This is a genomic window from Streptomyces sp. RG80, from assembly GCF_040446465.1.
Lineage (GTDB): Bacteria > Actinomycetota > Actinomycetes > Streptomycetales > Streptomycetaceae > Streptomyces.
On the sequence record NZ_JBEAAJ010000002.1, the window covers coordinates 96,995 to 117,592 of the forward strand.

Here is a 20,598-nt window from a genome sequence, read left to right on the forward strand (position 1 = left end):
CTGTTAACCCCCGGGACAGTTTCATGTCGGCTCACCGGGGCCTGCCAGGCCCCCCGGTGCGAGCGGAGAACCGGCCATGCCCGACCACGCCCCCTCCTCAGGGCCCACCCTGCGCAAGTCCCTCGGCGTCCTCGACGGCGTCGCCATCGCCGCCTCCAGCACGGCCGCGACCACCAGCATCGGCATCGGGCTCGGTGTGACGGCCGGGGTCGTGGGCCTGCATCTGCCGGCGATCATGCTGCTGGCGTTCCTGCCGGTGCTCGGTATCGCCGGCGCCTACTCGCGGCTCAACCGCGTCGAGCCGAACGCGGGCAACGGCTATGTGTGGGTGGGGCGTTCGCTCAGCCCCTGGCTCGGCTTCATGGTCGGTTGGGTGAACATCGTGGCGACCGTGGCGTTCCTCGCCTACACCACGGCGGTCACCGGCTCGGCCCTGATCCAGCTGGCCGGGGACGCCGGAGTGCACCGGCTGGGCGGTCTCACGCTGGACCCCGGGTCCACGGCGCAGACGACGGCGATCGGCATCCTCGTCCTGGTGGCGGTCACGCTCACCGCCGTCACGGGGGTGCGGACCGCGGCCCGGCTCCAGGGCGGCCTGCTGGTCTTCGAGTACGTCGTGCTGCTGGGCTTCTGCGGATACGGCATCGTCACCGGCCCGCACCCCTTCAGCCTGAGCTGGTTCGACCCGTTCGCGATCCCGACGCCGACCACGCTGGCGCAGGGCATGCTGCTGTCGGTGTTCTGCTACTGGGGGTTCGAGAGCGCCTTCAGCGTCTCGGAGGAGGTGCGCGACCCACGGGACGCGTCCCGGGCGGGCCTGACCACCCTGGTCACCATGCTGGTGCTGTTCCTGATCGGCTCGGTCGCCTTCCAGCGCGTGCTGTCGGAGCAGGAGCTGGCCGGGCACGGCGCCGAGGGGCTGGCCTTCTTCGGCGACCGGCTGGCCTCGATGCCGCTGGCCGCGCTGCCCCTGGTGGCGCTCATGTTCTCCGCGGTCGCCTCGCTCCAGGCCGGGGTGATCCCGACGGCCCGGTCGATGTTCGCGATGAGCCGGGACCGTACGCTCGGCCCGGTGTGGTCCAAGGTCAGCCCCCGGTACGGCACTCCGGCCGCCGGCACCGTGCTGATCGGCGCGGTGGCGGCGGGGGTCGCGGCGCTCGCCCTGGCCATCCCCCGGCTGGCCGACATGATCATGGCGACGGTGAGCGCGGTCGGCATCGTGGTCGCCCTGTCCTACGCGCTGACGGCCCTCGCGGCGGCGGTGCGCTTCCGGGCGCTGCTGCGCGAGGACTGGCGGCAGGGCGTCCGGGCCGTGGTGCTGCCCACGCTGAGCGCGCTGGCCCTGCTCGGCCTCGGCGGCTATCTCGGCTGGTCCTTCTACACCTCCACCGACCACTTCGCACTCCGCGCGGACAACGGCTGGTTCCTGCTCAGCACCCCCGTGGTGATGATCGCGTCGGGCTTCGTCGCCGCCGCGTGGGCCAAGTGGGTACGCAAGTCCCCGTACTTCCGCACCGGTACGGGCACCGACGCCGACGCGCCCCAGCTGCTCGTCACTTCTCGATAACCCGTCAGGAAGCAGAACATGCACGCAGATCTCCTCTTCACCAACGGCCCCGTCCTCACCCCCGAGGGCCGCACCGCGACCACCGTCGCCGTCACCGGCGACCGCATCACCGCCGTGGGTCGCGACGAGGTGCTGGACCTCAGGGGGCCACGGACCGAAGTGGTCGACCTGGCGGGGCGGTTGCTGCTGCCCGGCTTCCAGGACGCGCACATCCACCCGGTGCCGGCCGGCCTCGAACTCACCCAGTGCGACCTGACCCGGGCCAAGACGGCCAAGCAGACGGTCGACGCCGTGCGCGCCTACGCCGCCGCGCATCCTGAGCGGGAGTGGATCACCGGCGGCGGCTGGTCGATGGAGGCCTTCGAGGGCGGTACGCCGACCAAGGAGCTGCTGGACGCCATCGTCCCGGACCGGCCGGTCTATCTGCCCAACCGCGACCATCACGGCGCCTGGGTCAACAGCCGCGCCCTGGAACTCGCCGGCGTCACGCGTGACACCCCGGACCCGGCCGACGGGCGCATCGACCGCCACCCCTCGGGCTCGGGCGAGCCGAGCGGCACCCTCCAGGAGGGCGCGATGCAGCTCGTCGGGCGCCTCACTCCCCCGGCCACCCCGGCCGACCGGCTCGCCGCCCTGCTGCACGCCCAGCGGCATCTGCACTCGCTCGGCATCACGGCCTGGCAGGACGCTCTCGTCGGCACCTTCCTCGGCATGGACGACCCCTCCGAAGCGTATCTGACGGCCGCCCGGGACGGCTCGCTGACCGCGCGGGTCGTCGGCTCGCTGTGGTGGGACCGCGAGCGCGGGGCCGAGCAGATCCCCGAACTCGTGGAGCGGCGGGCCGCGTTGAGTCACGGCCGGTTCCGCGCGAGTACCGTCAAGCTGATGCTGGACGGGGTCGCCGAGACCGGCACCGCCGCGCTGCTCGACCCGTATCTGGACAAGTGCGGCTGCGCCACCGCCAACCGGGGCACCAGCTTCATCGACCCGGGTCAACTGCCCAAGTACGTCACCGAGTTGGACGCGCTCGGCTTCCAGTGCCACTTCCACGCCCTCGGCGACCGGGCGGTGCGCGACGCGCTGGACGCGATCGAGGCCGCGCGGACCGCCAACGGGCCCAGTGACACCCGGCCCCATCTGGCACACCTTCAGGTGGTGCACCCCGACGACGTGCCGCGGTTCGCCCGGCTCGGCGCCACCGCGAACATCCAGCCGCTGTGGGCCGCGCACGAACCCCAGATGGACGAGCTCACCATCCCCTTCCTGGGCCCCGAACGGGCCGCGTGGCAGTACCCGTTCGGCGCGCTGCTGCGCTCGGGCGCCACGCTCGCCGCGGGCAGCGACTGGCCGGTCAGCAGCCCCGATCCGATGGAGGGAATCCATGTCGCGGTCAACCGCGTGGCACCCGACGCCGACGAGGCACCGGTGTTCCTGCCCGGTGAACGCCTCGCTCTCACCGAGGCGTTGACGGCGTACACGGCGGGCTCGGCGTACGCCAACCACCTCGACGACACCGGCCGGGTGCGGGCGGGGGCGCTGGCGGACCTGGTGGTCCTGGACCGCGATCCGTTCGAGCGGCCGGACACGGAGATCGCGCGGGCGAAGGCGGCGCTGACCTATGTGGGCGGGGTGGAGGTGTACGCGGCCCAACAGGCCTGAGCAGTAACGGAGATCACCATCTGGGCATGGCGTAGATCATTTACGCTCGGGGAGTCTCGTTCCGCTTCTCGGTTCAACTACTGGGCCGAGAAGGGCGGTTCGAGCGTACTGGCGGTTCCGTTCGACCGCCCGGTCGCAGGGGCGGGGGGCTCTGCGCGTCGTCTCCCGAAAGGAACCACATGCCCCAGGACGTCACCCTCGACGTGCCCGTCAGCAAAGATCTGGAGCAGCCGGACGCCCCGCCCCAGCCCTCGGAGGCGGGGACCGCACTGGCCCGCCTCCTGCTGGAACGCGTCAAGGGGAGCACGGAGCAGTACCGAATATCCCAGAACGCCGCACGGCAGCGACTGGACGCACTCGGACCCCGCCACGCCGGCACCACGCTCCAGGTCGAGGGAGCCTTCCGTCTGGCGCAGCCCGCGTTCCTCCTGCCCGACCAGGAGGGCCACGCCAGGCTGAGGCGCCTCGACACCGATCTGCGGCTGATCGAGGCGGCCTTCCCCCAGGTCCGCACGGATGCCGAGATCTGCCGGCTGACCTGCGCGATGCTGGAAGGGGCTTGGCGCAGCCGGGCGCTGACCCCGCCGCACGAGGAGGAGCCGGCGGTCGCCTGCGCGTGCCCGTTGTGCCGTCGGCTCCCCGCGCCTCCCGCACGCACCCTCGGTGACTACGGTTGGCGGCAGAGCGCCGGTCGCCCCCTCGCCGTCAAGACCTGGCCGCACCGCCGGGAACTCGACAGCGTCCTGACCGGCGGCTGGTCCTGGACCCGGCAGCTGAACGACCTCGAGCAAGACCTGGGCCACCGCCGCCGCTTCGAGGACGACATCCTCGTCTTCCACGAGTACAAACGCGTGATCGACACCATCGACACCGCGCGCCTCACCCAACACGTCGAAGACCGCCTGGCCGAGAACTTCAGCACCAACAGCGCACGGGCCCTGGTCAGCGGGCTCTTCGCGGCCCACAAGCGAACCGTCGACGAGTACTGGCTCCGGCAGCACGCCTCGGGCAGGGTCACGCTTCCCCAGGGCAACCCGCTCGGCCAGAGCACCTACTCGCTCCTTCAGATGCTGGACTGCCTGTTCTGGCACGTCGCACCCGACACCGAGCTCTGGCAGGAGGAGAACCTCGCCTCCCTGCTGCTGTGCCGCGTCATCGACGACATGACCGATGTCCGGGCCGACTCGCTCACCGGCGAGATCAGCAACTTCTGGCTCGCCGCCATGCCCACCCACACCAAGGCCCTCTACGCCGCCTGCGCCATAGCCCTCGTCAAGTACGGGTGCATGCCCGAGGCGCACGAGCCGATGTGGAACACCTGGCTGATGACCACCACCATCACCTGGATGGGGCTCACGGGCCGCCACGCCCTGTGGTTCGACGGCATCACCCAGGGCCTCCCGCCGGCCGAGGCGTGCCCGCTGTGCGATCTCCAGCCCGACTCGTGCAGCGGCATCCTCACCGACGGCACCAGCCTCACCATCGCCCCGCGGCCCACCGCGCCGTCGCTGAGCGCCCGGGCCGCCGAGCTGTCCGCACGCTGCCGGGACCGGTACCCCAGGGCATGGCCCCTCTTCGACTCCGAGCTCCACGCCTTCGAAGCGCTGCACGGCCCCTGGTACGGCAACGTCGACAGCGCGTGGGAGATCCTGCGCCGCACCTACGTCGCCGCCGTGGAGGCATCCAAGGCCGACGCGTCCCCGGCCCGCGCCCGTGAGGTCCAGGTGGACTCCGGCGTGGTGGGATCCGAGCAGTTCCACACCCTGCACGACGCCCGTACGGGCAGGGAGGACACCGCGCTGCTCGCCTACATGTTCGCGGGCGCCCACCCGCACTTCCTCTGGAACGCCACAGGATACCGTCCCTCCGGCGTCGAGGGCGACTGGCTCGACGGCTGACGCCTCGGCCCTGTCCCAGAGGCGGCGCTGCCCGGTCGGCTTCCGGCCGGGCAGCGGTCCCCGGTGTGGCCTAGACGGCGAACTCCACCGGCAGACTGTCCAGCCGGGACTCCCACGTGGAGGCGGTCGAGCCGAGTTCCTCCGGCGGTACGGCCAGCCGCAGCCCCGTCAGCCGGTGCAGCAGGACGTTCACACCGACCTCGACGATGGACTGGCCGATGCTCTGCCCGGGGCACTCGTGCGGCCCGGAACTGAAGGCCAGGTGCGACTGGTTGCCCTGCACCGCCATGCCCTCGTCGGGCCGTATCTCCGGGTCGACGTTGCCCGGGGCGAGGCCGAGGAGGAGCAGGTCGCCCTCCTCGATGCCGTGCCCGCCGAGCTCCAGCTCACTGGTGGCGAACCGCCCCGGCAGGACGGCCAGCGGCGGAGTGTTCCACATGACCTCCTCCACCACGGCGGACACGTTCAGCTGACCGCTGATCAGCCCGGACAGCCGCTCCGCGTCGCTCAGGACCAGTTGCAGCACCCGGGCCAGCAGATTGCTGGTCGTGGTGTGGGCGGCGATCAGCACCAGGCGCAGATGGCTGACGATCTCGTCCGCGTCCAGCGCCGCCGGGTGCTCCAGCAGGGCGGTGGTGAAGTCCGAGCCCGGCTCGGCCCGCTTGCGCTCGGCGAGTTCGCCCAGGATCTGCATGATGCGTTCGTTGTGTGCGAGGGCGCCCTCGCCGCCCTTGAAGACCTGGGCGCACGACTCGATCAGACGGAGCCCGTCCGCCTTGGGCAGGCCCAGGATCCGGGTCAGCACCAGCATCGGCAGAAGCTCGGAGTAGTCGGCCACCAGGTCGGCGCGCCCGGCGTCGGCGAACATGTCGATCTGCCGGTTCGCGAAGTACGTGGCGTGCCGCCGGATGCCGCGGCTGGAGGCGGCCAGCAGTCCGTCGGTGACCGCGCCGCGCAGTCTGCGGTGCGGCTCCCCGTCCTGGGAGACACAGTCGGGCCGCCAGCCCACCATCGGCACCAGCGGATGGGTCTCCGCTATCCGGCCCTCCCGCCAGTCCCGCCAGATGCGGGCGTCCCGGCTGAACTGACGGGGGTTGTCCAGCACCCGCCGGTTGTCGCGGTAGCCGAGCACCAGCCAGGCGGGCACGTCACCTTCGAGGAGCACCGGTGCGACGGAGCCGTGTTCCTTGCGCAGCCGCTCGTAGACAGCCTGCGGGTCGGTGGCCGCGTCCGGCCCGTACAGCCGCGTGAGTTCGGCTCCGCCGTGCGCGACGGGGCACCCGCGGGGTGCGTCGGGAGCGCTTGGGGTCTGCTCGTTCATCGGGACTCCAGAGCGACGACGGAACGATCCTTCAGATGGCGTATCAGGGCGACCAGTACGTCACGGCTGGAGGCCCGGTCGCGGGCGTCGCAGGAGACGACCGGGATGTGCGGAGGGATGTCCAGGGCGTCCCGGATCTCCTCGACCGGGTAGGCCCGGGAGTCGGGGAAGATGTTCAGCGCGACGACGAACGGGATGTTCTGCCGCTCCATCTCCTCGATCGCCCGGAAGCTGGTGGACAGCCGCCGGGTGTCGACCAGGACGACCGCGCCGAGCGCGCCCTTGAACAGGCCGTTCCACAGGAACCAGAACCGCTCCTGCCCAGGGGTGCCGAACAGGTACAGCATCAGGCTGTCGTTGAGGCTGATCTTGCCGAAGTCCAGGCTGACGGTGGTCTCAGCCTTGTCGGTGACGCCGATGAGGTGGTCGACGCCGGCGCTGGCCTGGGTGAGGGTCTCCTCGGTGGTGAGCGGCCTGATGTCGCTGACCGAGCGGACCATCGTGGTCTTCCCGGTGCCGAACCCGCCGGCGATCATCACCTTCACCGAGCGGATTGCGCCGGTGTGGGGCCGACCGGGACGGTCAAAGCCGTTCAAGTCCACTGAGTACCTCCTGAAGAAGCGCGAGGTCGGGCCCTCGGCGGGCGTCGTGCGCCGGGACGGGGTCACGGGCCTCCACGCGGTCCGCCTCCAGCAGGTCCGTCAGCAGCACCGCGATGATGTTGAAGGGCAGCCCCAGGTGGGCGCCGAGCTCGGCCACCGACAGCGGCTCGCGGCAACGCCGGAGAATCTCCTCGTGCTCGGGCTGCATCCCGGTGACCGGGGCGGAGCGGGAGACGATGAGGGTCGCCACGTCGAGGGTCGACGCCGAACCGCCCGGTCCGCTGCGTCCGCCGGTGACGACGTAGTAACGCTCCAGGCCGGACGGATCCGTGGGCCGGCGTTGAGCACTCATCCAGAGTGCTCCTCCAGGCGCGCGCTGGTGCCGAGGAGCTCGCCCATCCTGCGGGCCAGATCCCTCATCTGATGCCCGAGCAGCCCCTGGTCGAGTCCCTCGCGGGCGAGCACGCCGAGATACGTCTCCACACCGGCGCGTACGACGAAGAGGTGACCGCCGTCGACCTCGATCATCGCCAGCCGCAGCTGGCCGAGCCGCGCGCCGGGCCGGGCGAACTGCTCCGCGACCGGCTGGGCCAGCGCCTGGAGCCCGGCCACCACCGCGGCGAAGCGGTCCACGTCGTCGGGGTCCTCGGCGCCGAAGGAGGTGATGGCCTTGCCGTCGCTGGAGGCCACGAGCGCGAAACGGATCTCCGGGATGGACTCCACGAAGTCGCGGAGCGCCCAGCTCACGTCGGTTCCCTGCTGCGTCATGTGAACTAGTCGCTCTCTTCGGTGCGGTGCTCGGTGGACTCGTGGCCGTCGGCCCGACCGGCCTCCTCCTCGACCGCGCGTCCGGCGGCGGCGAAGGCGGCGAGGCCGGCGAAGGACGCGTCCGGCGGGACGGCGAAGACGGACGTCTCCGTGGTCGACCCGGCGTGCCCGGCCGGCTGCCGCCGCGGCTCCTCGGCACGCCGGCTGCGACGCCGGGGCAGCCCGTTGGGTGTGGTGTCCGCGGCTTCGGCCACCGCCTGCGGTGCCGGTTCTTCCACGGCGGTGGCGGTGGCGGGCTGGATCACCGGCGCGGCCGCGGGCAGCGGGCTGAAGTACTTGTGCGGGACCACGACGACCACCGAGGTGCCGAGCCAGGGCGAGTCGGCGAAGGTGACCCGGATGCCGTAGCGCCGGGCGAGGATGCCGACGACCCGGAGCCCGATCGTCGCGTCCTCCGTGACACCGCCGAGCCCGGGGCCTCCCGCGGTGCCGTCGAGGGCCTGCTCGGCCTCGCGTTTCTTCTCCTCGCTCAGGCCCTTGCCGGAGTCCTGGATCTCGATCCCGACGCCGTTGGGCACCTCCTTGCCGGAGACGACCACCGACTCGCTGGGCGGCGAGTAGCGGGCGGCGTTGTCCAGGAGGTGCGCGAAGATCAGCGTGAGGTGGTCCACCAGGGAGCCGTCGACGCCGAGTTCGGGCAGCTGGCGTACGTCGACCCGGTGGAAGTCCTTGATCCGGCCGATGCCGCCGCGGACCACGCTGAGCAGCCGCTGGGGCTCCTGCCACTGCCGGCCGGGCCGGTCCGAGCCGCCCAGCACACCGATGCTGGCGGCGAGACAGTCGGCGGGGCCGATCTCCTGGTCGAGCTCCATCAGACCGCGCGCCACGACCGGCAACCGGCCGTGCTCGCCCTGCATCTCGTGCAGCCGGCCACGGAGCTTGCTGGTCAGCACATGGATGCGGTTGCCGATGCTGATGACGGCCTGCTCGGCGGCCGTGGAGCGGTCGAACTCGCCCTCCACGGCGATCAGCGAGGTCCTGAGCACCTTGCGCAGCTCGGCCTGGAGCTCGGAACTCACCTTGGCGCACTGGTTGGCGCTCGGCAGCAGGTCGTCGATGGCGTCACCGGCCCGCAACTGCTCGATTGCCGCGGGCAGTTGCTCGTCGGCGAGCCGGGCGACCGCGGACAGCTGATGCGCGAGCTGCTCCTCCCAGATCTCGGCGCGGTCGACGAGCTGGGACTCGTAGGAGGCGGCCTGGTCGGCCAGCCGTGTCTCGTAGGCACGGGCCTGCTCGGCGAGTTGGGCCTCGTACGCGCCGGACTGCTCGCCCAGCCGGGTGTCGAGCGCGACGCGTTCGGCGGCGAACTTCCGCTCCAGACCGGCCACATGCTGCTGCCACTGCTGGGAGTGCTCGGCCTGCCGCTGGGCGTGCTCGGCCTGGGCTGCCCGGAGGCCGTCCTCCGCCTGCCCCAGCCGCTTGCGCGTGCCGATCAGGAGCCGCACGCACACGGAGCTCGCCGCGGTCGCGGCGGCCCCGGCGACGGCCGTGGTCACCTGCTCCGCGCTCATGAACGTGGCGGCAACCGTCCCGCCTCCCAAGGCCAGCGGCATCAGCCACCAGCCGTACCAGGCGACAGGGGCCCGCGCCGCCGGTGGCGGAGTGGCGAGTTCCATCTGCATCCTTCGCAGCAACACGATCGAACATGGGGGGTGTGCCAGGGGAAGCGCACCGAGCAGGACGCAGCACGGGACGACCGATTTCGACCGAGTCAACTCGTTGCGCCGGTGGGGAGCTTATCGGGTTTGAAGCCTGAAAGATCAATCTCACAGCCCTGCGGAGGTGAGGGTTCCGTCACTCTCAGCCAGCACACACAGATCGACAAATACCCATACTGAGCAGCACAGTTGCCCAGCCGAACGTTGTCCGTGAGTGACAAGACCGTCCACCGCGTCTGTCCGTGATTGATAAGCCCTGACGTGTTACCGACGGGTATCGTCACCGCCGTGCCGAAGAGAGCCGCCATGGTGAACACCGCCCCCGACGGGCCGTTCACGGAGTTGCCCCCGGGTCTGCACCACGACCTCAGACCGTTCTTCACCGACATCACCGAGGAGGTCGTACGAGCGATCAGGACCGAGATCCCCGAGTACGCGCGCCCCGCCGACGACACCTATATGCAGGCCGTGCACCGGGGTGTGGACCACGCGCTGCGGGGGTTCCTGGAGCGGATGGCCAAGCCGGACACCGACTGGGAGCCGGTCAAGGAGACCTACCGGCGTATCGGGCGCGGGGAGGCGGAGGAGGGGCGCAGCCTCGACTCGTTCCAGTCCGCGCTCAGGCTCGGCGCCCGGGTGACGTGGCGCCGGGTGAACGCGCTGGTCGACGCCGGGCTGTTGCCGCGCAACGTACTGGGCGCGTTCGGCGAGGCGCTGTTCCTGCACCTGGACGAGATGGCGGCCACGACGACCGCCGGCTACACGGAGGCGCGGCTGCACGCCGCCGGTGAGCTCCAGCAGCGGCGCGCCCGGCTGATCGACCTGCTCACCGCCGACCCGCCCGCCTCGCCCGAGGCCATCGCGGAGCTCGCCCACAGCGCGCGCTGGCCGGTGCCGCGGACCCTGGCGGTGATCGCGGTCGACGCCGCGGAGCCACCAGGCACCGGCCCGTTCGCCTCGCCGTCCGGGGACAGACCGGGCCCACGGACGCCCGAGACGGCACCCGTCGCGCCGGTCCCGTCACCACCGAGAGGCGGAGCGACCACACGCTCGGGAACGGGCCCGGCCCCGCCACCCCCGGGGGCCGGCCGTGGTGCCTCGACGACCGGACGCTCGTCCGCCACTCTGTCGTCCGGCGGGCCGCGCGAGGAGCCGACGTCCAGCACCGACCCGTCCAACCCGCTGCCGGGAGCCGATCCGCTCGCACGCCCCGGAACAGGCCCGACCCCGCCGCCCTCCCGCGCGGGGGCACTGGCACCACCGTCGGGACCCGGTTCGGCCTCACCGGCGGCAGGCCGCAGGCCCATCGTGCCGCCGGAGTTCCTCGCCCGGTTCGATGTGCGGCCCGGGGTGCTGGTCGTGCCCGATCCGGAGGGGCCGGGCCGGGCGCGGGCCGTCGCCGGGGCGCTTCAGGGACGGCGCGCGGCGATGGGGCCGACCGTCGCCGTCCAGGAAGGCGCGCGGTCGTTGCGCTGGGCGGGCGAGGCGCTGGACCTGATGCGCCGGGGTGTGCTGCCGGACACCGAACTGCTGCGCTGCCAGGACCACTTGGCCACGCTTCTGCTGCTGCGCGACGACGCCCTGGTCGACGCGATGGCCGAACGCCGGCTGCGCCCGCTGGAACAGGTGCGGCCACCGCAGCGGGAACGGCTCGCGGAGACCCTGCTGAGCTGGCTGAGCTCGGGGCACAACGCGAGCGAGGTCGCGGTGCGGCTCGCGGTGCACCCGCAGACGGTGCGTTACCGCATGCGCCAGCTGGACGAGCTGTTCGGTGGTCAACTGCACGACCCGACCGCCCAGTTCGAGATGCAGCTGGCGCTGCGGGCCCTGCGGCTGCGCGACGGCGCCGCGCCCTGAGAACGAGGGCGCGGCGCCTGTGTCAGCCGGTGAGGACGACGAGTTGCCGGGTCGCCCGGGTCATCGCGACGTAGTGGTCGACCGCGCCCTCGACGCCCTGGCCGAACTTCTCCGGCTCGACCAGGACCACCAGGTCGAACTCGAGCCCCTTCGACAGTTCCGGGGTGAGCGACCGGACCCGGGAACGGGCCCGGAACCCGGGGGCGCCGATGACACAGGCGACGCCGTCCGCGTTGGCGTCGAGCCAGGTGTCGAGGACCGACTCCAGCTCGGCGACCGATCCGTGGCGGACCGGGACACCACCGCTGCGGATGGAGGTCGGCACGTTGGCGTCCGGGAGCACGGCCCGGATGACCGGCTCGGCCTCGGCCATGATCTCCTCCGGTGTCCGGTAGTTGATGCTGAGCGAGGCCAGCTCGATCCGGTCGAACCCGATCCGCTCCAGCCGCTCGCGCCACGACTCGGTGAACCCGTGCCGGGCCTGGGCCCGGTCCCCGACGATGGTGAAGCTCCGGGACGGGCAGCGCAGGAGCAGCATCTGCCACTCGGCGTCGGTCAGTTCCTGGGCCTCGTCGACGACGACATGCGCGAACGGGCCGGCCAGCAGATCCGGGTCCGCGACGACCAGTTCGGACTCGTCGACCAGGCTGACCTGGGCGTCCTCGCCGCGCAGCATCGTCACCAGACCCTCGCCGTCGTCACCGTCGGCGCCCGAGTTGGACACGGCCTCGATCAGGTTGTCGACGACCCGCGCCATGTGCTCGCGCTGGACGGCGAGGACGGCCTGGTGCCGACGCTTGCGCCGGGCCGTCTCGGGGTCGCCGAGCCGCTGCCGGGCCGCGTCCAGGAGCGGCAGGTCGGACACCGTCCAGGCCTGCGCCTCCGCGCGCTGGAGCGTGCGCACCTCGTCGGGGTCGAGCCAGGGAGCGCACATCCGCAGATAGGCGGGGACCGTCCACAGGTCTCCGACGAGGTCGGCCGCCTCGAGCAGCGGCCAGGCGCGGTCGAAGGTGGTGCGCAGGTCCCGGTTCCGGTTCAGCGACTTGCGCAGCAGGTCGGGCGAGACGTCGCCCTCGTGCTTGTCGACCAGCAGGGTGAGCAGCTCTTCCCAGACCTGTTCGCGCGCCTCGTTGTGCGGGGTGCCGGGTTCCGCCGCTTCGAAGGCCACCAGCCAGTCCTCGGCGCTCAGCTCGATGTCGGACCAGTGGGTCGTGACCGTCATCCCCTTGGCGGGCGGCTCCTCGTAGAACCGGACGGCCTTCTCGATCGCGCCCACCAGCCGCGCCGACGACTTCAGCCGGGCCACCTCGGGGTCGGCCTCGATCCCGGCCGCGGCCCCTTCGGCGACGAGGTCGCGCACGATGCAGGTCTGCACGCCCTCCTCGCCGAGGCTGGGCAGCACATCGGAGACGTACGACAGGTAGGGCCGGTGCGGGCCGACGAAGAGCACGCCACCCCGACGGTGACCGAGGCGGGGGTCGGAGTGCAGGAGGTAGGCGGAGCGGTGCAGGGCGACGACGGTCTTGCCGGTGCCCGGGCCGCCGTCGACGACGAGGGCGCCGCGGGATCCGGCGCGGATGATGGCGTCCTGGTCGGCCTGGATCGTGCCGAGGACGTCCCGCATCCGGGCCGAGCGGTTGGTGCCCAGGCTGGCGATGAAGGCGGACTGGTCGTCGAGCGCGGCGTGGTGTTCAAGGCCGTCGGCGGTGAACACCTCGTCCCAGTAGTCGCTGATCCGGCCGCCGGTCCAGCGGTACCGGCGGCGGCTGGTCAGCCCCATCGGGTTGCCGTGGGTGGCGCCGAAGAAGGGTTCCGCGGCGGGTGAGCGCCAGTCGACCAGCAGTCGGCGGCCGGTGCTGTCGGTGAGGCCGAGCCGTCCGATGTAGAGGGGCTCGGGGTTGTCGGCGGAGACCATGTGTCCGAGGCACAGGTCGAGACCGAAGCGGCGCAGGGTGCGCAGGCGGGCGGTCAGCCGGTGGATCTCCGTGTCGCGGTCCATCGCGTGCCGGCCCATGCCGCCGGGTGCCCTGCGTGCGGCGTCGAGCTGCTCCGACACCTCGGCGATCGACTGCTCGAGGCACTCCGCGAGAGCCGCGAAGTGCTGCTCGTCGCCGGCGATCAGCGCCGGGTCGGCCTTGGACGACAGACGGTCGGGGAGGTCGAACGCGCTGGTGGGCAGGGTGTTCAAGTAATCAGCTCCGATATGAGGTCGGGTGCGGCCATGGCTCGCGGCGAGGGCGTGGGTGCCGGGTCGGCGATCACGCCTGGTTCAGGCGGACACGGTCGGCCCTTCCGTGCCCATGGTGTCAACAAGGAGCTTCGCGGCCGCCGTCGCCCCGTCCGTGCGGACGGTGTCGGCGACGGCCCGTGCTCTTTCGCGGGTCTCGGGGGCGAGGGCCGTGCCGAGCGCGGCCGACAGGGCGTCGAGGGTCGGGGTCGGGCCGTCGTGTGCCGCGCCGATGCCGAGTTCGGACACCCGCCCGGCCCAGTACGGCTGGTCCGCCATCTGGGGCACCAGCACCTGGGGCACGCCGGCCCGGGCGGCGGTCGTCGTGGTGCCCGCGCCGCCGTGGTGGACGACGGCGGCGAGGCGGCCGAAGAGTGCCTGGTGGTTGACCTCGCCGACGGCGAGGCAGTCGTCGTGGTCGTCGATCAGGGCCAGGTCGGCCCAGCCGCGCCCGACGAGGACGCGGCGGCCCTGCGCGCGCACCGCCTCCACGGCGATCCGGGCGACGTCCGTCCCGCCCATGGGCATGCTGCCGAAGCCGACGTAGACCGGCGGTTCGCCGGCGTCGAGGAACGCGGTCAGCTCCTGCGGCAGCGGGCGCTCGTCGGGCAGGATCCAGGCGCCCGTCTGCACCACGTCGAGGTCGGCCGGCTCCCGCCACGGCGCCAGGACCGGGTCGGCCGCCAGCAGCGGCCGGCCGGTGAGGACGTAGTCCCGGAAGTCGTCCACCGGCGGCAGGCCGAGCGAGGCCCGGTGGGCGTTGAGGCCGGTGCCGAACGCCTCGTTCATGAAGCGGGCGTCCAGGTCGTGCAGCGCTCGGATGTCGGTCACCTCCGGCGGGAACGTCTGGCCCGGCCGGGTGAGCGGCGGGAGGTACGGCGAGGGCAGGTAGGACGGGAAGAAGGCCACGAAGGCGTAGGGGACGCCCATCTGCTCCGCGACCACTCGCGCGCCCGCCGCGGCCGGGAGCAGGCCGGTCGCCACCACCGCGTCGCATCCCTCGGCCGCGGCGGCGACCGCCTCGTACTGCGCGGCGAGCATCGCGGCCGCGCGCTGGGCCAGGGTCGTCGGCGCCGGCGACGCCGCCCCCGTCACCACGGTGCGCACCGGGTCGGCGGCCGGTACCAGCTCCACGCCGACGCCGGCGAGCAGCTTCGCGAACTCCTCGTCGGCCGGCGCGCAGACCCGTACTTGGGCGCCGAGTTCCCGCAGCCGCACGGCGAGCGCCGCCATCGGCTGGACATCCCCGCGCGACCCGTACGTCGACAACAGAACACGCACTTCGCGACTCCCCGTTTCTCCGAAGTTTCCTGCTCAGGTCGGAGATTCTGCGTCACGACCGGGGCCTTGCCGCAAGCCCCCCAGTGCGCTATACATTGAATATGGCAAGGGAGTGACTACTCCTCTTGCCCTTTCTTTTTTGGTCAGAGCGTCTGCCGCAGCGTCACCAACTGCGGTGTGAACCCGCCCCGTTCGTAGAAGCGGATCGCGTCGGCGTTGGCCGTGTAGGCGGTCACCTCGGCCTCCTCGGCGCCCTCCCTTCGGGCCCAGGCGAGGAACTCCCCCACGAGCGCGGCCCCGGCACGGGCGCGCCGGTGTTCGGGGCGGACGTACATGCTGATCAGGGTGGCCGACTTGACCAGTCGCCTGTCCGTGGCCTCGGTCACCGAGCCCATCAGGTGTCCCACCACCCGTGTCTCGCGGTCCACGACGAGCACCAGGCGCGTCGGGTCCTCCAGCGCGGCCGCGAACGACGCCGCCCCGTGCTCGTGCGGCCAGTCGACGTTGATGGTCGTGTCCCGGGTGCCGCCGTCCTCCGCGAAGAGTCCGGCGCTGGAGGCGACGAGTCCCGGTATGTCCTCGGTGCGGGCCCGCCGCACGATCACGTCCTGATCAGTCATGTCCGAAGGCTAACGCGGGCCGCTGACATCATGGACACCTGTCCAGCTATAGTGGACGCCTGTCCAAGAAACCTGAGGGAGATCATGGAAGCGGTAGCGAACGTGCTGGTGGCCCTGGTGGCCGTGCTGCACGCGTACATCCTGGTGATGGAGATGTTCCTGTGGCAGAAGAAGCCGGGGATGTCCTTCCACGGCTTCGACCGGGACATGGCCAAGGCCACCGCGGCGATGGCCGCCAACCAGGGGCTCTACAACGGCTTCCTCGCGGCGGGCCTGGTCTGGGGTCTGATCGCCGCCGACCCGACGGGCTTCCGCGCCCAGGTGTTCTTCCTGTCCTGCGTGATCGTCGCCGGTGTGTACGGCGCGGTCACCGCCAACATCCGCATCCTCGCAGCCCAGGCCCTGCCCGGCGCGCTGGCCCTGGGCGCGGTCCTGCTGGCCCGGTGACCCCCGCCGCACCGGAGGACCCCCGCGCCGCCCGCACGCGCGCGAAGCTGCGCGAGGCCCTCCTCGCGGAGTGCGCCGAACGCCCGCTCGCGGAGGTCGGCGTGGCCGCGCTGGTCCGGCGGGCGGGGGTCGGACGGGCCACGTTCTACGTCCACTACGACGGCCTGGAGGCGCTCGCGGTCGACGCCTGCGCCGACGTCGTACGCGAGGCCGTGGAGGCGCTGCACGCCTGGCGCGGCCGGCCCGACCCGGTGCACGCGCCGCCCGCGCTGCCGACGTTCTTCGCCTCGCTCGCCCCGCACGCGGCGCTGTACCGGGCCCTGCTCGCCCCGGGCGGGGGCGGCCCGCTGGGCCGGGTCCTGCACCGGGACCTGCGCGCCTACAGCCTGCGGGAACGCGAACTCGCGGGCGCCGCCGACGCTCCATTGGTCGCGTCGGCAGTCGCCGCCACGTTCGCCGGAGTACTGGCCGACTGGCTGCACGGACTGCTGGCGGGCACTCCCGCCGACATCGCCGACCAGGTCTGGCAGTTGCTGGTCGCCCTGCACGCCAGCCGCTGAAAGGCAGGCTCTCGGGGTTCAGGCGCAGGCCATGCCGTCCTTGACCCGCGGCCAGGCCTCCACACCGTCGGGAGTGCGGACGTACGCCGTCTCCTTGTCGTCCGTGAGCCACAACCGCCAGTCCCGCAGCCGGTACCCGGTGTCCTCGGCGTCGGCGGGCAGGGGGACGTCCCCGTCGTAGGGGGTCTTGAGCATGTCGTCGCCGAGCACTCCCTTCGGGTCGCGGGCGTACAGCACTCTGTCCCGGTACTCGCCCGTGGCCAGGAAGTGCGCCTCCTGCCAGTCGCAGTGGGCGGCGCCGACCGAGCTGCTGATGACCGTGAGCGGCACCCGCCTGCCGTTCCGGTCGGTCCAGACCTCGTACTCCTTGGAGTCGGTGAAGCTCGCCGGAAACTCGGCGGGGTCGCAGGAGGCGCTGGTCTCCGGGCCCCAACCGGGCCGGTTCTTGCGGTCCTTGGCGACGATCACGGCCACCTTGGTCCGGCCGTCGACGTCGTAGGAGTACAGGACACGGCCGCCCTCCTTCCGTTCCACGCGGTAGCCGTCCTTCGGGACGTCGGGCTGCTCGATCTCGAAGTACGTCTCCAGCCCTTCCTCCGGTGTCTGCCCACCGTCGCCCTTGCTCCAGGGTTCGCTGCCGCCGGCCGTGGAGATCTCCCAGTCGCACTCCAGGGCGCGGGCCGCGGCGCCCGTGTCGATGAGCTCGGACCGGTCGTCCTTCTCCTCGTCCCAGTCCTTGCCGGGGATGTACAGCGGTCCGCTGTAGGGCGTGGCGGGTGCCGCGCCCCCGACGACCGTGTCCTTCCCGCTCTCGGTCCCGCATCCCACGGCCGCCACCGCGACCAGCGCCGTCAGCGCCACCAGGCCTCCGCGCATCCCCCACCCCTGTTCACCAGCCGCTGTCCTGATCCTCAGACGTGGCAGGGCCGGGAAACGTTCGGTTCAGCGCGCGGCCGTCTGGAAGGTCCGCCGGTAGGCCTGCGGCGACACCCCGATCGCGGCGTGCAGATGCTGGCGCAGCGAGGCGCCGGTGGCGAAGCCGACCTCGCCGGCGATCTGGTCCACCGACAGGTCGCTGGACTCCAGCAGGTGCCGGGCGCGGGCCACGCGCTGCTGGATCAGCCAGCGGCCGGGGCTCAGGCCCACCTCGTCGTGGAAGCGGCGGGCGAAGGTGCGCAGGCTCATCCGGGCGTGGCCGGCGAGGTCGGCCAGGGCCAGCGGGTCGCCGAGGCGCTCCAGGGCCCAGGCGCGGGTCGCCGCCGTGCTCGCGGCGCCCTGTTCCGGGACCGGATGCTCGATGTACTGGGCCTGGCCGCCGTCGCGGAAGGGCGGCACGACGCAGCGGCGGGCCACCGCGTTGGCCAACTCGCTTCCGTGGTCGGTGCGGACGATGTGCAGACACACGTCCACGCCGGAGGCCGCGCCGGCCGAGGTGAGGATGCGGCCGTCCTCGACGAACAGGACGTCCGGGTCCACGTCGACGTCCGGATGCAGACGCTGGAACGCCTCGGTCACCTGCCAGTGCGTGGTGGCCCGGCGGCCGTCGAGCAGGCCCGCCGCGGCGAGGACGAAGGCGGCGGTGCAGATCGACACGATGCGGGCGTCCGGGCGGATCAGCGCGAGGGCGGCGGCGACCTCGGCGGACAGCTCGGTGGGGATGTGGGCCGCGGCCATGGAGGCGACCACCACGGTGTCGGCCGTGGCCAGAACTTCCGGGCCGTGCTCGACCCCGATCGTGAAGTCCGCGTTGCTGGGCACCGGCCGTCCGTCGACGCTGCACGTCAGCACCTCGTAGTGGCCGTCGGCCGCGCCGAAGATCCGGCTGGGGATGCCCAGCTCGAAGGGGTAGACGCCCTCCAGGGCCAGGACCACGACTCGTTCGACCCGCCGCTGCGCACTCATGGCACGATTCTATCGAAGGTTGGCAATCATGCCATTTCCCGGGAGGGCGGGTCCGGGCACGCTGGATCACCATGAGCACTGTGAAGACGATGCGAGCCATCAGCCAGGACGTTCTCGGTGGTCCCGAGGTCCTGAAGGAAACCGAGGCGGAGCGGCCGCAGCCGCGCGCGAACGAGGTACTGGTCCGGGTACGGGCCGCCGGAGTGAACCCCACCGACTGGAAGCACCGCGCCACCGGCGGCTTCCTCGGCGAGCCGCCCTTCGTCCTGGGCTGGGACGTCTCGGGCGTGGTCGAGGCCGTCGGTATCGGAGTCGCCCGCTTCCAGCCCGGCGACGAGGTCTTCGGCATGCTGTCGTACCCGTACGGCCACGGTTCGCACGCGGAGTACGTGACGGCCCCGGCGCGTACGTTCGCGCACAAGCCGGCCTCTATCGACCACGCGGCGGCGGGCGCGCTGCCACTGGTCTCGCTGACCGCCTGGCAGGCGCTGGTCGAGTACGCCGACGTACGGCCGGGACAGCGGGTGCTGGTGCATGCCGCGGCCGGCGGCGTCGGGCACGTGGCCGTGCAGATCGCCAAGGCGAGGGGCGCGTATGTGATCGGCACGGCGAGCGCGGGCAAGCACGAGTTCCTGCGCGGACTCGGCGTGGACGAGGCGATCGACTACCGGGAGACGGACTTCGCCGAGGCCGTCAAGGACGTGGATGTCGTGCTGGACACCCTCGGCGGTGACACGTCCGTGCGCTCGCTGCGGGTGCTGCGACCCGGCGGGCTGGTGGTCTCGATCCTGCCGGTCGGGTCCCCGGAGTTCTTCGAGGAGGCCGAGCGGCTCGGCGTGCGGGCGCTGCGCATGCTGGTGGACGCCTCGCACAGCGGGATGAAGGCGATCGCGGAGCTGGTGGAGGCGGGGAAGCTGCGCCCCGCGATCGCCGGCACCTTCCCGCTCGCCGATGCCGCCGAGGCACATGCCCTCGGCGACACCGGTCGGACCACGGGGAAGCTGGTCCTGACGATGGACTGACCGGCCTCAGAACGTCAGCACGGGTTTGATCGCCTTGCCGGCGCCCATGTCCGTCACCGCCTGGTCGATGTCCGCGAACGGATAGGTGCTGACCAGGCGGTGCAGCGGCAGCCGGCCCGACTTCACCAGGTCGACCAGGGCGGGGATGAAGCTCTGCGTCTCGGCGTCGCCGAGGGTGAGACCGACGATCCGCTTGCCGCCGAGCAGTCCGTTGACGTCGAGGGAGACCTCGGTGCCGAACGGCGGGGCGCCGACGACGACGAGGGTGCCGCGGGCGCCGAGCGCGTCCACGCCCTTGCGCAGCACGGTGACGTTGCCGGTGGTCTCCACGACGCCGTCCGCGCCCCGGCCGCCGGTGATCGCGGCGAGGGCCTCCCCGAGGTCCTCCGCACCCGCGTCCACCGTGTGGGTGGCGCCCAACTCCCTTGCCAGGGACAGCCGTTCGCCGACCCGGTCGACTGCGACGATCGTCGTGGCCGGGGTGAGGGCGGCGGCCATCACCGCGGACAGGCCGACCGCTCCGGCACCGAGGACGACGACCGTGCTGCCCGTGCCGGGCTTCAGTACGTTCCACACGGCGCCGACACCGGTCTGGACACCGCAGCCCAGCGGGGCGAGGGACGCCAGCGGGACGTCGGGGTCGACCTTGACGAGGCTGCGCTCGTCGACCAGGGCCCGCTCGGCGAAGGAGGACTGGCCGAAGAAGTGGCCGCCGAGCGCCTCGCCGCCGCGGCTGATGGTGCTGCTGCCGTCGGCCCGGCGGCCGCCGATGAGGTTCAGCGGCAGCCAGGTCGCGCAGTACGCGGGGTGCCCGCCGTTGCAGTTGCCGCACTCGCCGCAGGACGTGAACGACAGCACGACGTGGTCGCCCGGGGCGACCCCGGTGACGGCCGATCCGACGGCCTCGACGACCCCGGCGCCTTCGTGGCCGAGGACACCGGGCAGCGGGAAGGGCAGTCCGCCGCTCGCCACGCCGAGGTCCGTGTGGCACAGACCGGTGGCCACCATGCGGACCACGGCCTCGTGCGCACCGGGCTCGTCCAGCTGGACGTCGGCGAGGGTGAACGGTGCTCCGCCGGACTCGACGACGGCGGCGCGGGTGGAGATGGGCATCGCGGTAACTCCCTTGGATTTCAAGCGCGTTCAGTC

18 protein-coding genes are annotated in these 20,598 nt (G+C 72.2%); 7 read left to right on the plus strand and 11 right to left on the minus strand.

The genetic code is table 11. The annotated features are described in order from the left end of the window. Window positions 1-76: 76 nt before the first annotated feature. The 3 genes from ABKA17_RS06330 (at window position 77) to ABKA17_RS06340 (ending at window position 5,124) form a co-directional block, all read left to right on the plus strand. Complete coding sequence (locus ABKA17_RS06330) at window positions 77-1,567, plus strand: APC family permease (RefSeq protein ID WP_353690864.1); 1,491 nt, start codon at window positions 77-79, stop codon at window positions 1,565-1,567. 18 nt (window positions 1,568-1,585) lie between these two features. Next, complete coding sequence (locus tag ABKA17_RS06335) at window positions 1,586-3,226, plus strand: amidohydrolase (RefSeq protein ID WP_353690865.1); 1,641 nt, start codon at window positions 1,586-1,588, stop codon at window positions 3,224-3,226. 179 nt (window positions 3,227-3,405) lie between these two features. Further along, window positions 3,406-5,124, plus strand: a complete 1,719-nt coding sequence (locus ABKA17_RS06340; protein WP_353690866.1) for a hypothetical protein — start codon at window positions 3,406-3,408, stop codon at window positions 5,122-5,124. A gap of 70 nt (window positions 5,125-5,194) precedes the next feature. Here ABKA17_RS06340 and ABKA17_RS06345 read toward each other — a convergent pair whose 3' ends face one another. Genes ABKA17_RS06345 through ABKA17_RS06365 form a run of 5 tightly spaced genes read right to left on the minus strand, consistent with a single transcriptional unit; the run spans window position 5,195 to window position 9,491 of the window. Then, complete coding sequence (locus ABKA17_RS06345; protein WP_353690867.1) at window positions 5,195-6,445, minus strand: cytochrome P450; 1,251 nt, start codon at window positions 6,443-6,445, stop codon at window positions 5,195-5,197. Further along, window positions 6,442-7,047: a GTP-binding protein gene (locus ABKA17_RS06350; protein WP_502994152.1), complete on the minus strand. Its 606-nt coding sequence runs from the start codon at window positions 7,045-7,047 to the stop codon at window positions 6,442-6,444. The genes ABKA17_RS06345 and ABKA17_RS06350 overlap by 4 nt, the downstream gene beginning before the upstream one ends. Next, complete coding sequence (locus tag ABKA17_RS06355; protein WP_353690868.1) at window positions 7,028-7,399, minus strand: DUF742 domain-containing protein; 372 nt, start codon at window positions 7,397-7,399, stop codon at window positions 7,028-7,030. Before ABKA17_RS06355 ends, ABKA17_RS06350 begins: the two co-directional genes overlap by 20 nt. Continuing rightward, entirely contained in the window at window positions 7,396-7,815 is a 420-nt protein-coding gene (locus ABKA17_RS06360; protein ID WP_353690869.1) for a roadblock/LC7 domain-containing protein, read from the minus strand. The genes ABKA17_RS06355 and ABKA17_RS06360 overlap by 4 nt, the downstream gene beginning before the upstream one ends. 5 nt (window positions 7,816-7,820) lie before the next feature. Beyond that, window positions 7,821-9,491, minus strand: a complete 1,671-nt coding sequence (locus tag ABKA17_RS06365) for an ATP-binding protein (protein ID WP_353690870.1) — start codon at window positions 9,489-9,491, stop codon at window positions 7,821-7,823. Between the two features lie 330 nt (window positions 9,492-9,821). Here ABKA17_RS06365 and ABKA17_RS06370 point away from each other — a divergent pair, with 330 nt between their 5' ends. Then, window positions 9,822-11,390, plus strand: coding sequence for a PucR family transcriptional regulator (locus ABKA17_RS06370; protein WP_353690871.1), 1,569 nt, complete (start codon window positions 9,822-9,824; stop codon window positions 11,388-11,390). Window positions 11,391-11,412: 22 nt separating this feature from the next. Here the strand turns inward: ABKA17_RS06370 and helR are convergent, their stop codons facing one another. The 3 genes from helR to ABKA17_RS06385 all read right to left on the minus strand — a co-directional run bounded on the left by helR (window position 11,413) and on the right by ABKA17_RS06385 (window position 15,518). Continuing rightward, the gene (gene helR / locus ABKA17_RS06375) at window positions 11,413-13,578 is read right to left on the minus strand and encodes an RNA polymerase recycling motor ATPase HelR (protein ID WP_353690872.1); all 2,166 of its coding nucleotides are present in this window, start codon (window positions 13,576-13,578) and stop codon (window positions 11,413-11,415) included. A gap of 81 nt (window positions 13,579-13,659) precedes the next feature. Then, entirely contained in the window at window positions 13,660-14,898 is a 1,239-nt protein-coding gene (locus tag ABKA17_RS06380) for a glycosyltransferase (protein WP_353690873.1), read from the minus strand. A gap of 143 nt (window positions 14,899-15,041) precedes the next feature. Next, entirely contained in the window at window positions 15,042-15,518 is a 477-nt protein-coding gene (locus tag ABKA17_RS06385; protein WP_353690874.1) for a GNAT family N-acetyltransferase, read from the minus strand. A gap of 84 nt (window positions 15,519-15,602) precedes the next feature. Between ABKA17_RS06385 and ABKA17_RS06390 the strand changes: the two genes are divergently transcribed. Further along, complete coding sequence (locus tag ABKA17_RS06390) at window positions 15,603-15,965, plus strand: DUF1304 domain-containing protein (protein ID WP_353690875.1); 363 nt, start codon at window positions 15,603-15,605, stop codon at window positions 15,963-15,965. Further along, complete coding sequence (locus ABKA17_RS06395) at window positions 15,962-16,525, plus strand: TetR/AcrR family transcriptional regulator (protein WP_353690876.1); 564 nt, start codon at window positions 15,962-15,964, stop codon at window positions 16,523-16,525. Before ABKA17_RS06390 ends, ABKA17_RS06395 begins: the two co-directional genes overlap by 4 nt. 18 nt (window positions 16,526-16,543) lie before the next feature. On the opposite strand, the gene ABKA17_RS06400 is transcribed toward ABKA17_RS06395, so the two are convergent. Together ABKA17_RS06400 and ABKA17_RS06405 are read right to left on the minus strand one after the other, a co-directional pair. Then, window positions 16,544-17,401 carry a hypothetical protein gene (locus ABKA17_RS06400; RefSeq protein ID WP_353690877.1) on the minus strand — a complete coding sequence of 286 codons (858 nt, stop codon included), beginning with the start codon at window positions 17,399-17,401 and terminating at the stop codon, window positions 16,544-16,546. A 66-nt stretch (window positions 17,402-17,467) separates the two neighbouring features. Further along, a complete protein-coding gene (locus ABKA17_RS06405; protein ID WP_353690878.1) occupies window positions 17,468-18,427 on the minus strand; it encodes a GlxA family transcriptional regulator in 960 nt (319 codons plus the stop codon). 71 nt (window positions 18,428-18,498) lie between these two features. On the opposite strand from ABKA17_RS06405, the gene ABKA17_RS06410 reads away from it, so the two are divergent. After that, entirely contained in the window at window positions 18,499-19,449 is a 951-nt protein-coding gene (locus ABKA17_RS06410; protein ID WP_353690879.1) for an NADP-dependent oxidoreductase, read from the plus strand. Between the two features lie 6 nt (window positions 19,450-19,455). On the opposite strand, the gene ABKA17_RS06415 is transcribed toward ABKA17_RS06410, so the two are convergent. After that, window positions 19,456-20,562 (minus strand): NAD(P)-dependent alcohol dehydrogenase, encoded by a 1,107-nt coding sequence (locus ABKA17_RS06415; protein ID WP_353690880.1) that lies wholly within the window; start codon window positions 20,560-20,562, stop codon window positions 19,456-19,458. Between the last annotated feature and the right edge of the window lie 36 nt (window positions 20,563-20,598).

Coding starts and splice junctions, on each gene's coding strand:
- ABKA17_RS06405 (WP_353690878.1), bottom strand. CDS start 18,427: ATGAGTGCGCAGCGGCGGGTCGAACGAGTCGTGGTCCTGGCCCTGGAG.
- ABKA17_RS06360 (WP_353690869.1), bottom strand. CDS start 7,815: ATGACGCAGCAGGGAACCGACGTGAGCTGGGCGCTCCGCGACTTCGTG.
- ABKA17_RS06365 (WP_353690870.1), bottom strand. CDS start 9,491: ATGGAACTCGCCACTCCGCCACCGGCGGCGCGGGCCCCTGTCGCCTGG.
- ABKA17_RS06330 (WP_353690864.1), top strand. CDS start 77: ATGCCCGACCACGCCCCCTCCTCAGGGCCCACCCTGCGCAAGTCCCTC.
- ABKA17_RS06390 (WP_353690875.1), top strand. CDS start 15,603: ATGGAAGCGGTAGCGAACGTGCTGGTGGCCCTGGTGGCCGTGCTGCAC.
- ABKA17_RS06410 (WP_353690879.1), top strand. CDS start 18,499: ATGAGCACTGTGAAGACGATGCGAGCCATCAGCCAGGACGTTCTCGGT.
- ABKA17_RS06340 (WP_353690866.1), top strand. CDS start 3,406: ATGCCCCAGGACGTCACCCTCGACGTGCCCGTCAGCAAAGATCTGGAG.
- ABKA17_RS06385 (WP_353690874.1), bottom strand. CDS start 15,518: ATGACTGATCAGGACGTGATCGTGCGGCGGGCCCGCACCGAGGACATA.
- ABKA17_RS06355 (WP_353690868.1), bottom strand. CDS start 7,399: ATGAGTGCTCAACGCCGGCCCACGGATCCGTCCGGCCTGGAGCGTTAC.
- ABKA17_RS06335 (WP_353690865.1), top strand. CDS start 1,586: ATGCACGCAGATCTCCTCTTCACCAACGGCCCCGTCCTCACCCCCGAG.
- ABKA17_RS06415 (WP_353690880.1), bottom strand. CDS start 20,562: ATGCCCATCTCCACCCGCGCCGCCGTCGTCGAGTCCGGCGGAGCACCG.
- ABKA17_RS06400 (WP_353690877.1), bottom strand. CDS start 17,401: ATGCGCGGAGGCCTGGTGGCGCTGACGGCGCTGGTCGCGGTGGCGGCC.
- ABKA17_RS06345 (WP_353690867.1), bottom strand. CDS start 6,445: ATGAACGAGCAGACCCCAAGCGCTCCCGACGCACCCCGCGGGTGCCCC.